The sequence below is a fragment of the Phaeobacter sp. B1627 genome (assembly GCF_006265095.1).
Classification (GTDB): domain Bacteria; phylum Pseudomonadota; class Alphaproteobacteria; order Rhodobacterales; family Rhodobacteraceae; genus Epibacterium.
Genome location: NZ_VCNK01000021.1, coordinates 154,972 through 166,366 on the forward strand (window position 1 = coordinate 154,972; position 11,395 = coordinate 166,366).

The 11,395-nt window shown below is 60.0% G+C and carries 9 protein-coding genes; 4 read left to right on the top strand and 5 right to left on the bottom strand.

Annotated elements, in window-relative coordinates; genetic code table 11:
• Positions 1-6: 6 nt before the first annotated feature.
• From FGE21_RS20420 to FGE21_RS12505, 3 genes are all read right to left on the bottom strand, one after another.
• Complete coding sequence (locus FGE21_RS20420) at positions 7-717, bottom strand: exopolysaccharide biosynthesis protein (RefSeq protein WP_255731554.1); 711 nt, start codon at positions 715-717, stop codon at positions 7-9.
• A gap of 556 nt (positions 718-1,273) precedes the next feature.
• Positions 1,274-1,873 carry a sugar transferase gene (locus FGE21_RS12500; RefSeq protein ID WP_255731555.1) on the bottom strand — a complete coding sequence of 200 codons (600 nt, stop codon included), beginning with the start codon at positions 1,871-1,873 and terminating at the stop codon, positions 1,274-1,276.
• 481 nt (positions 1,874-2,354) lie between these two features.
• Entirely contained in the window at positions 2,355-3,380 is a 1,026-nt protein-coding gene (locus FGE21_RS12505) for an AraC family transcriptional regulator (protein WP_139663630.1), read from the bottom strand.
• Positions 3,381-3,836: 456 nt separating this feature from the next.
• On the opposite strand from FGE21_RS12505, the gene FGE21_RS12510 reads away from it, so the two are divergent.
• On the top strand, positions 3,837-4,664 hold the full coding sequence (locus tag FGE21_RS12510; protein ID WP_255731556.1) for a 2-dehydro-3-deoxygalactonokinase: 828 nt from the start codon (positions 3,837-3,839) through the stop codon (positions 4,662-4,664).
• On the opposite strand, the gene FGE21_RS12515 is transcribed toward FGE21_RS12510, so the two are convergent.
• Positions 4,661-5,476 carry a TIGR03084 family metal-binding protein gene (locus FGE21_RS12515; RefSeq protein WP_139663631.1) on the bottom strand — a complete coding sequence of 272 codons (816 nt, stop codon included), beginning with the start codon at positions 5,474-5,476 and terminating at the stop codon, positions 4,661-4,663. The two genes, FGE21_RS12510 and FGE21_RS12515, sit on opposite strands and share 4 nt — an antisense overlap.
• Before the next feature lie 310 nt (positions 5,477-5,786).
• On the opposite strand from FGE21_RS12515, the gene FGE21_RS12520 reads away from it, so the two are divergent.
• On the top strand, positions 5,787-6,899 hold the full coding sequence (locus FGE21_RS12520; RefSeq protein ID WP_139663632.1) for a hypothetical protein: 1,113 nt from the start codon (positions 5,787-5,789) through the stop codon (positions 6,897-6,899).
• A 98-nt stretch (positions 6,900-6,997) separates the two neighbouring features.
• Here FGE21_RS12520 and FGE21_RS12525 read toward each other — a convergent pair whose 3' ends face one another.
• Entirely contained in the window at positions 6,998-8,119 is a 1,122-nt protein-coding gene (locus FGE21_RS12525) for a class I SAM-dependent RNA methyltransferase (RefSeq protein ID WP_139663633.1), read from the bottom strand.
• Between the two features lie 272 nt (positions 8,120-8,391).
• On the opposite strand from FGE21_RS12525, the gene FGE21_RS12530 reads away from it, so the two are divergent.
• Both FGE21_RS12530 and FGE21_RS12535 read left to right on the top strand, forming a co-directional pair.
• A complete protein-coding gene (locus FGE21_RS12530; RefSeq protein ID WP_139663634.1) occupies positions 8,392-10,125 on the top strand; it encodes an ABC transporter substrate-binding protein in 1,734 nt (577 codons plus the stop codon).
• Between the two features lie 181 nt (positions 10,126-10,306).
• Entirely contained in the window at positions 10,307-11,395 is a 1,089-nt protein-coding gene (locus FGE21_RS12535) for an ABC transporter ATP-binding protein (protein ID WP_139663635.1), read from the top strand.

Genomic DNA, 11,395 nt, shown 5'->3' on the forward strand with positions numbered 1-11,395 from the left:
ATGCGCTCAGCTGCCGACTGCAGCAAACCCGTCGCCTGGGCGTGACCGGTTCAGAACCACCCCAAGAAGCTGCGTCTGTCCCGCAAGCAGGTTTTCACAGGCGTTCAGATGGCTGGCCGTGGTCTTGCTGCCATCCGACACCAATAATACACCGTCAACTTGCGGCAGGAAGGCTGACACATCGTCATGTTCCAGTACCGCAGGGAGATCAAACAAAGCAACATCCGCCCGCGTCCGCTGCATCATGTCATCCAATGTCGCAGAGCTGCGCATCTCATGCAAAATCTCAGAGGCATTCGCGCAGATCGAACTGCTCAGGCCCAGCGCAAGACTGTCCGAGGCCGCAAGCAGGTGGTCTTCGAGACGTATATCGCCGCGCAGAAAACCCTGCATATCCCCCGTGTACAGAGCTGTCCTCTCCAGCCCCATAGCCCGGGCAATGCCGGGATTGCGCAGATTGAGATCCATCAGAAGGGTCCGGCTTCCGGCGACCCGGGACAGGCTCAGCGCGAGATTAGCGGCGGTGAAACTGGCACCGCATCCTGATGTCGGTGCACAGATCCCCACGCGTTTCCAGCCGCGCTCCCGCAGGGTATGAAGCAAACGCGTGCGCAGCAGGTCAAAGGCGCGTGCCGTGGGCGAGGTGCGGAACAGATCGACCAACGGCAGCCGCTTGCGACTCTGCGCAAGACCGGTCACTTCGACACGGCGCATCATATCCCAAGGATCCTGCAGGCGAACCGGAAGCCCGGACGCAGGTTCGGCCGGCCACGAGAGTAGTGTTGGGTCCCTGTCCTGACCCGGGTCGGATGAGGGAGGCATCACGGTCGGCTTTGGTCGTGAAGATACATCGGTCTGGTCCGCCCGCGGCTGGTTTTGCTCTGTCGCGGCACGCGGAGACTGCGCGACAAGATGGTTCTCAGGGACAGAGCGCGCCGGTGCGGCCTCTGGGGCGAGTGGGGCCGGTGCGGCATGTGGCGCCTGCGGGGAGGCTTCTCCCCCGCCAATGCTTTTTCCGGCAACGCTTTGCTCAGAGACGCTTTGACCCGCGACGCTTTGATCAGGCGTCCCCCCCTTCACGCGCCGCCGCCGGAATTTCTTGAACCCCTGATCCGTCATTCGTTCCGTACTACCATGGCCTGAACATAGTGTGGAGGCGATGCGTTGACTATCGTATTCAATGTAATCTCTCACGCCAAACCTCCGGTTTTTCGCCCGCAAACACTCTGCATCCCGGTCCGGGGCGCAGCGGGTGGGAACATTGCCGACATGGTCAATATCCGGTGCCGCGCAGGACAACCGCTATTGTTTCAAACAGAATCTGCAAGTCACGGCCCAATGTGATGTCACGACAGTAGGCTTCATCAATATCTGCGCGACCACGAAAACCGATATCGTTTCGATCCCCGACTTGCCATGGCCCCGTCAGCCCGGGACGTTGCATAAAATACCAATCGGCCTCTCCGTAGAGCTCCAGTTGGTTCACCATCATCGGGCGGGCCCCCACAAGGCTCATCTGGCCGACCAGAACGTTCCACAGTTGCGGCAATTCATCGAGGGACGTCGCACGCAACAGGCCACCGAGGGGCGTAATCCGGGGATCATCTTTAAGTTTTTGCTTCTGCGCCCACTCCGCCCGCAGGCACGGATTGGCCGTCAGATGCCGGTCGAGCATCTCATCCGAATTGTGAACCATCGTGCGCAGCTTCCACATCTGAAACACGCGCCCACCCCGGCCCAACCGCCCCTGGCGAAAAAAGGGCTGGCCGCCTTCGAGCAACAGGGCGATCGCGCAGATGGCAACAACCGGAACAACAACCGGTACACTCAAAAGCACCAATATCACATCCAGCGCCCGCTTGCCGTACCGCATGTAGAATCCGGACCGCCTCCGGGACGAGGGATATCTGAAGCTCCCTCTCAGGTCTGCGCCGGCCAGTGGTCCCGGACCAGAAACGGCAATTTGATCAACAGATTTCATCTTCAAATCAGCCCCCCAACAGGCAACTCCAACTCGCCAATCGCCTCGCTTACGCGCATCTGCCGTGTTGCAGATCGGCGGCCCCTGCCGTCCTGCGCAAAATCGCTTCTGGTCGTGGCGACATAGCAAAGCGTCGACCGTGCGTTCGACTTCTTTCTATAACGATAATGAATTTATGGAAAAATAGATGTAAATCTGACCAATTGGTTACCAAAGGCAATTCACACGCACCTTCTGCGCCCCCAAACGGCAACAAAAGCCCCCCTGGGCATGCGATTGTTGAGACATCGCGCTCAGGGCAAGTTCCGTCACGCGCGGAGAATCAGCCCCCACGAAGACGCGGGGCCGGATCTGAACAGGCAAATGCGTGCAGTCAGGTTGGTATTTTACGGCTGCGATAGCTGCCCGGACTTTGCCCTGTCCAGCGGCGAAACGCATCGTTGAAGCTGCTCAGGCTTGAATACCCAAGAAGATACGAAATCTCCGAAAGCGATTTCTCGTTCTGCCTGAGATAGCGCAGGGCCAGAGATTTTCGCAAACCCTCCAGGATCGAAAAGAAACTGGTCCCTTCAGACGCGAGTTTACGCGACAGCGTGCGCTGGCTGACCCCCAGAGACCCGGCCACGTTTGCCAGACTGGCCTCGCCCTCTGACATACGCTCCATGATCAACCGTTCAACAGCAACCGCAGTCGGGGTCTGCCCATGTGTTTCAACCCGCTGCAACAGTTCGGCATGCTCCAGCAATAGCTGCAGCAACCCGGCATCCGCGCTCCGCAAGGGCTGGAGCGCATCCGCGCCCTTGAATCTGATCCGGTTGACCCTGGCGTTATAACGCGGCACCACGCCAAGTGCTGCGAGCGCGACCTGAGAAGGGGGGGCAGCGCCATGGGTAAAGTCCACCGCTGCCGGAACAATGGCCTCAGCGCCCAATTCCCGCAGGCTCTTTACCAGCATCGCGGCTGTGAATTCACTCCAGTGGCGCAAATCCAATTGCCCCTGTGTCCCGTAGTCCCAGCACACTTCAATCGGTCCGCTTGTCACCGCAGACAGGGCGCCAGGAGAGGATATCCTGAAAACATCACTGAGCCGCGCCAATGTCCTGAGCGCCTCTGCCACGGTCCCTGATGCCCCGATCGCGTAGCCGATCAGCCCTCCCCTGCGAAGCGTGGTCTGTTCGGCCAGACGGATCCCGATATGAGGATCGTCACATAGGGTTTCAGCCGTATGCAGCACCGCAGCATGTTCGTGCACAGGCAAGCTCGCCGAGAGTGTTTCCGCTGTGCCGTCCAGACTGGTGCAAGCCTTCAGCGCTGTAGGCAGATCGAGGCCCTGAGCCGAAGCATACTCCAGGACACCGGACAGGAAGGCGCCACCGTTCGGGGCGAACACATCCTTCATGGCGCCACACTCCGGTTTCGTCCGGCTCTGACCGGTGCGCCCAATGCACAGCGACAAACGGCGCTCCAGCCCCCCGGACCTTTGATTGCAGTATTCGGTTCAAGCATTCCGAGCCCTTTTGCGGCCGCACCTAGCACAGATTAACCTGTGTTAACAGATTTCAAAAATTAGCATAAAAGCCGCATCCCCACCCCATGACAAAGTAAATGGCTTTTGAAGCAAATGCGCGGCTTTCACCCCTTCCAGAAAGGCCGAAACCACGCAGCGGACCACATCCCGAGAGATGAGGTGCGGGTATTACTATCCAATTCAACAAAGGTTTCAGCCTTGCTTCCGGTTAAACTAATGACGCAAAAGGATAGGCCTCCCTGATCAAATGGAGGGGAATGGCAGTTGAGTTCGGGTGAAAATGCCTGCATCAGATCGGCGGGTACCAATCGGGATGAGGTTGCTTCGATGATGGATCACCAAACAGAGGCCTGGATCGCCTTCGACGCCGACCATTTTCCACCGCGGGCATGGCGCATGGTCGGCGCAACGCCGCAGAGCGCCGCTCTCGAAGTTCGCGATTTGGCTGCAGCTGTCGCGCTGGCACCAGAAGACGATCTGCTGACTTTTGCTGAGGACGCGACTGCCGCGCTCCCGGTCCCGGCGAAACCGACCGACCTTCCCGTCACCATGTCAGAGGATCAGGCTCACCGCATCTATCGCCTCGGCGCAATGCAGCAATCCCGCCCCTTCGGTCGGCTGCAGGGAGCGGCTGGCCGGATCAGCGGGTTTCTCAGCCTGAACAAAGATTGGGACGGTGTGATCTGTCTGCCCGGCCGACACTATACCCACTGGGTACAGATCAGCGCCGAAGAAGTCGTGAGTTTCATCAGCTTCGCGACGCTGCCGCTGGTCAGCACGTTCTGCCCGACTGACTGCCCGACTGGCGGCTCCCCGAGCTCTGTGGACGAGGCGGCCCTGGTTGCCGCGCTGCAGGATGTGTTGTCCAGGCCCGAAACCCTTGCCCTGCGCCTTGCTGAAGCCCGATCGATGACGCAGGCCGGTGCGACGTCCGACGCCGCCGCGCGGGGGCAAATCTGGGGCGCCGCCCTCGGTGCCGAACTGGCCGCCTCCCGGCCCTATTGGCTGGGCCAGAACCTCGCGCTGATCGCCCCTGCAGCCCTCGCTGCGCCCTATCGAGCCGCCCTGCTGAGCCAGCACATGCCTGTCACAGAAACGGATGAAGCCCGAATGACGCTGGCCGGTTTTCTACAGGCCCGGTCGCGATGTCGCTAGCTCGGTGACAGCGCATCGGGGTTGCGAAACCGGCTGCCCGGAGCCGGTGGCGTCGCAGGGGGACCTGCAAAACACTGCGCCTGCAGCATCCACGCGTGAGCAGTGCCATGGGTCGTCCGCACCTGTGTATCCGCAAGATTGCGCACCTGCGTCACGACCTGAGCGAATTCGACCGCGCTCCCTTCAACCCTGTTGGTGTCTTGCGGCTCATTCCAGCGCCAGATGTCGCCCGAGGGGGCCGTCAGAACCACATAGGGCGGCGACGTGGGAACAGCCAGACCGCGAACCTGATAACTCCAGCCAAAAGTCGCCACGCCGAGATGCGCAATATTGCGTATCCGGTCTGTTTCCTTGCGCTGCACTCCAAGGAGGTCAAAGATCTCCTGCCCATGGGCCCAGGTTTCCATCTGCCTCGCGGTGATTGCGCTCAATACGCTCATCCCCGGTCCGAACCATTTTATACGCGCCTTCGGATTGGCGGTCGTGCAGGCCGCAGCCAGCCGCCCGGCTCCCTCGCGCCACTCCGCAAACAAGGCCCGACCACTGAGGCCATCCAGCCAGGCGTACTGCATCTCGAGAATTTGCCCGCCCGCCGCGAGATCCATGATTTTTGGCCCCACCATTGCATCGAAAGCCTCCGCTCCAGACAGGGCGGCTTCTGCCACCGCATTGAAGAAATGGAGATGTCCCAGGACGTCATTCACCGTCCAGCCTTTGAACTGCGTTCGGGCGTCAAAGATTGTGTCCGGCTGCCCGTTCAGTACCGCTGCCAGAACCTCCTGTTCCTCGTGAAAATCCTGCGCCTGCTTCATGCTGTCATCCTCCTGGGGTCAGAAACCACTGCCTCCTGCAGCTTCGCGATATTTGCGAATCCCTGCAACAGATGCGCGGCAGGATGACGTATCGGAAACAATCGGGCGTCCGAGGGCAAACTGTAGACATAATTCGCTGAACTCCCGCCCATTTTTAGCTAAATTTGAGAATAATTGAGATCTCCGGCTTCGCATTTCTATGCTTGCCGCGTGCGGGTGGCCTGAGTCCTTTTCCGGCGGAGCCGAACGAAACTGCGCCACAGATCCGCGTGCTGACCATTGAGACAATCATTTTGAGGGGAAAGTGACAATGACATGGGCATCTTTTAACTGGGGCGGATCATCCTGGGGCAAATCCTACAGCTTTGGCGGAAAATCGCAGTTTGGCGGCCATTCGAGTAGCTGGAACAACGACGGCTGGACCTACAGCCCGTGGTCGGGCTGTGAGGAGAAATCCGAGGCCAGATCCCATGATCATGACGACAAGGATGATGACAAAAGCGGCTGGGGCGCAGAATGGGGCCGTGGCAAGCACCCGTCAGATGATGAAAATGACGACAGCCGCGGCAAAGACTGCGATGATCGTGATGATAAAGGGCACGCCGGGCGCGGCGGCCGGGATCGCCATGACGACGATCGTGGTGGGCGCGATAAACATTGGTCGGATAGAGATGATGATGACTGCGGTGACCACGGCCATGGCCACGGGCGCAAGGACGATGATCACAGGGGAGACAGCCGGGGCGACGATGACTGCGATAAACCCGTCACTCCGCCCGTAGAGGATCCGGACCGCTGTGACGATGAGACCCCGGATGATCCCGGCGGAGACGAAGACGGCAAGATTACAGTCGACTTCACACTCGGCGACAGTCAGCAGCTGACTATGGAAGTCAGCCAGACCGCCGAAGGAACGCTGTTTTTCAAACTCGCCCCCACGTCCTGGGACAGTGAAGAGACCGACCTGGACGGGATTTTCATGAACCTGACCGACGACAGCACCGCTGAGGGGCTTCATATCCACCCTGATGCGAACGCCATTCCCCTGACCGCACAGGAAATCAATCCCAATGGGGCCAACTCGTTGTCCGATGGCACCACCCTGTCCGAGAATTTCGACATCGGCCTGCAATTCGGTCAGGTGGAGAACAGCTCAGACGGGTTTGTGCAGACGTTGAACTTTACGCTCTGGTCCGACAATGGGCCGCTCACGCTTGATGATATCGACCTGAGCCGGATCGCCCTGGTCACCGGGCTTGATGACGATGACCCAGAGGTCATTGTAGGCGGGCTGAGCGATGACGCGGAGGATCCGGCTGCGGCAACTCTGGACGATATCCTCGGCCTTATGTCGCAGGATGTGCCCGACGAGGACGCCGAGGAGGCTGCGGAGGAAGAAGGCGAGCTGGAAGATATCATCTGATACTGACACCTCGGGATTTGAAACGCAGCAGCCAGTAACGGGGAACGAATAGCTCCCCGTTGCTGGCATTTTGCGGCCGGAGCCGTGCCGCAGATATCTCAGGGCAGTGGCCCGGTCTGGAACAGCCGGACCTTCAAACCGCCATGCGCAATCGGCGCACCCAAGGGTAGAAACGGCAAGGCAGTGGCCCGTGCCAGTTGGGTATCACTGGTAACGATCCCAACGCGCCACCCGGAAAAGCGGCTGCGCAGGGTTTCGCCCAACGCTCCGTAGACGGCGAACAATTGTTTCTTGTTCCCAATCCTGGCGCCATAGGGCGGGTTTACGATGACCAGGCCGACAGGGCCGTCGGGGCGCTGCAGGTCACTGACGGCTGCGTGGGTAAACTGACAGATCTCCGACACGCCGGCCCGGTCTGCGTTTTGCCGCCCCATCTCGATCACGCCGGCATTGCGATCCGAGCCGTAAAACACCAAAGGCACATCCCGCGGCGGAGCGACGGCGCTGCGCACGGCCTCCCAGCCGCCTGCATCAAAGGTCGCCAGTGACTGAAACGCAAAGGTCCGGCTGCGGCCCGCCGCCAGACCCCGCGCCATTTCCGCAGCCTCGATGACAAATGTCCCCGACCCGCACATCGGGTCCAGCACCGGTTCCTGCCCCTGATACCCGCAGGCCCCCAGCATCAATGCCGCAAGCGTTTCACGCATCGGCGCCTTTCCCACCGCGACCTTGTGACCGCGCTTGTGCAGCCCCTCCCCCGAGGTATCGACGCTGAATATGCAGGTATTGTCATCGATCCGGACCTTGACTGTCACTTCGGCGTCCGGCGAAATCGGCGCCCCGAGCTCTTCGGTGATGGCCCGCTCGATCCGCTCTGTTGCGGCGCCGGCGTGATAGATCTTTGACTTCTTGTTGGTGACGACTTCGACCTTCACCGGCACATCAGAGAGCAATGTTTCGCCCCATGGAAATTTGCGGGCCCGCTTGTCCAGCTGAGCCAGGTGGAACGCACGAAACGATCCAATCCTGGCCAGGACCCGGGTCGCCCCCCGAAGCAGCAAATTGGCACGCCAGACATCGGGCCAGGTTCCGTCAAAGCTGACACCGCCGGGGACCTGGCGCGCCTGGAGGAAACCAAGCGTTCGGGCTTCCTGACACAGGACCTGCTCCAGCCCGGGCGTGGCTACGAGAAAGATTTCAAAGGGAGTTTCAGTGTTCATAGCGGCTCTCATAGCCGGAATCAGCCGCCGTCGGTATCCCCAAATGCGCGGTACTTATGTCAGCAATGCAGACACATTTGACGCAGTGCAGCATGAATTCCACCTAACCCAACGTCAGACAGCGCCGTTATGTGAAATTTTTTTATTACTAAAATTCAGATACTTATCAAAATACTAAAAAACTAGTTTGACAATTCGAGGCCCGCAGTGAAACCTCGGGGTGAGTTGGATGAACAAACCATCCGACCTTACAGACTTTAGGGAGGAGAAAGATGCGTAAGTATCTTTTGTCCGCAGTTGCAGCTGGTGCTGTGATTGCGGCAACGGGTTCGTATGCCGATGAGGCAGCGGCCCAAAAATGGATTGACGAGGAGTTCCAGCCCTCGGTTCTGAGCAAGAGCGAACAGCTGGCCGAGATGCAATGGTTCATCAAGGCGGCCGAACCCTATGCGGGTATGGAGATCAATGTGCTCTCCGAAGGCATTCCGACCCATTCCTATGAATCCGAGGTTTTGACCAAGGCGTTCGAGGAAATCACCGGTATCAAGGTGAACCATCAGATCCTGGGCGAAGGCGAGGTCGTACAGGCCGTGCAGACCCAGATGCAGACCAAGCGGAATCTCTATGACGCCTATGTCAACGATTCCGACCTGATCGGCACCCACTCGCGCCTGCAGCTTGCCTATAACCTCAGCGACATGATGGAAGGCGATTTCAAGGATGTGACCAACCCCGGTCTCGACCTTGCCGACTTCATGGGCACGCAGTTCACCACCGGTCCGGACGGCGATTTGTATCAGCTGCCCGATCAGCAGTTTGCCAACCTCTACTGGTTCCGCAAGGATTGGTTCGACCGCGAGGATCTGAAAGCCGCCTTCAAGGAAAAATACGGCTATGATCTGGGCGTTCCGGTCAACTGGTCCGCCTATGAAGACATCGCCGAGTTCTTCTCGGAGGATGTGAAGGAAGTCGACGGCACCACGATCTACGGCCATATGGACTATGGCAAGCGGGCGCCCGATTTGGGCTGGCGCATGACCGATGCCTGGCTGTCGATGGCGGGTGCAGGGTCCAAAGGCGAGCCAAACGGTGTGCCGATTGATGAATGGGGCATCCGCATGGAAGCCGGCTCCTGTAACCCGGCCGGCGCAAGCGTCACCCGTGGCGGTGCTGCAAACGGCCCCGCAGCGGTCTACGCAATCCGCAAATGGGACGAATGGCTGCGCAAATACGCGCCTCCGGGGGCTGCATCCTACGACTTCTATCAATCTCTGCCGGCACTGGCGCAGGGCAACGTCGCGCAGCAGATCTTCTGGTACACCGCCTTCACCGCCGACATGGTGAAGCCGAAGTCCGAAGGCAACAACACGGTTGACGACAGCGGCACGCCGCTGTGGCGGATGGCGCCCTCCCCGCATGGCCCCTACTGGGAAGAAGGCCAGAAGGTCGGCTATCAGGACGTGGGCTCCTGGACGTTCCTCAACTCCACCCCACTGGACCGCGCGCAGGCCGCATGGCTCTACGCCCAGTTCGTCGTCTCCAAGACCGTTGACGTGAAAAAATCGCATGTTGGCCTGACCTTCATTCGTGACAGTTCCGTCAATCACGAGAGCTTCTCGGAACGGTCTGAGAAACTCGGCGGACTGGTGGAGTTCTATCGCTCTCCCGACCGCACGGCCTGGTCTCCGACCGGTGTGAACGTGCCTGACTATCCGAAGCTGGCCCAGATCTGGTGGCAGCAAATCGGCGACGTCAATTCGGGCGCTTTCACTCCGCAGGAAGCCATGGACCGGCTCGCTCAGGAAATGGATATCACCATGGCCCGGATGCAACGCGCAGACGAGCAGGCGGGTGTCTACGGCGGCTGTGGACCGCGGCTGAACGAAGAGAAAGACGCGGAATGGTGGTATGCCAATGGCGGCGCCAAGCCCAAGCTCGACAACGAGAAGCCGCAGGGCCAGACCGTGAACTATGACGAGCTGGTTGCCCGCTGGGCCGCCAACTGATCCCAGATGGGTTTCTTTCCCTGACGTGCCGGGCCTGAATTTCGGGCCCGGCTCCACCTTCCCCGGTCAGGTGATGACAGCGCCTGGCGGCTGGCATTTGGCCGGGGTTTTTCCTCAGACACCACGATAGCCCGACGCACATGCTCCCCGTGCGTGCAGGGCCGGAAAGTTCCACAGCACCATGGCACTCGAACTCAGATCCGTGACCAAACGCGTGGGCGGCGTTCTTCATATCAAGGAAACCTCGCTCACCCTCGAAACCGGTCACTTCAACGTCCTTCTGGGCGCCACCGGCTCAGGCAAGACCTCTCTGATAAAGATGATGGCAGGCCTCGACCCGATTGCGTCCGGCACGGTCCTCATGGACGGCCAGGATGTCAGCCGCCTCAGCACGCAAAAGCGCAACATCAGCCTCGTGCACCAGTTTTTCATCAACTATCCGCATATGACGGTCTACGACAATATCGCCTCGCCCCTCAAAGTCGCAGGCATGGCGAAGTCGGAACTGGACGACCGCGTTCAGGATGCGGCCAGGATCATGCAGCTGACCCCGATGCTGCAGCGCCGCCCGCATGAGCTGTCCGGTGGCCAGCAGCAACGGACCGCACTCGCGCGCGCCATCGCCAAGGAAAGCCGCGCGGTATTCCTCGACGAACCTCTGGCGAACCTCGATTACAAGCTGCGCGAAGAGTTGCGCGACCAGCTGCCGGAGCTGTTCGCCGGCCGGGGCGCGGTGGTGGTCTATGCGACCTCAGAGCCCGAAGAGGCCCTGCTGCTCGGTGGCAAGACGGCATTGATGCGCGACGGGCATGTGACCCAGTTTGGCCCCACCGCGGAGATCTACCGCAATCCCGAAAACATCCAGGCCGCCCGGGTGTTCTCGGACCCGCCGATCAATACGGCCACGATTGTGAAACGCGGCAAGGATGCCCGGCTCGGTGCCGATATCTTCTGGACTCTGCACGGCGCGGCGGCCGACCTGGCCGACGGTGAATACACCATCGCAATTCGCCCCCACCATGTGCAGCCGGTGGCGAAAGCGGCAGGTCTGGTGAAGCTCAATGGCCGGGTGCAGGTGACCGAGCTTTCCGGATCGGAAAGTTCGGCGCATTTCGATCTCAGCACCGATGCCGCAGCGGGCGGGACGCAAACGTCTTGGGTCTCCCTCAGCCATGGTGTGCACCCCTATGAGGTCGGTGAATTGCATGATTTTTATATGGATCCCCGGGCGGCATATGTCTTTGCCCCCGACGGTTCCCGTGTGGCGTGA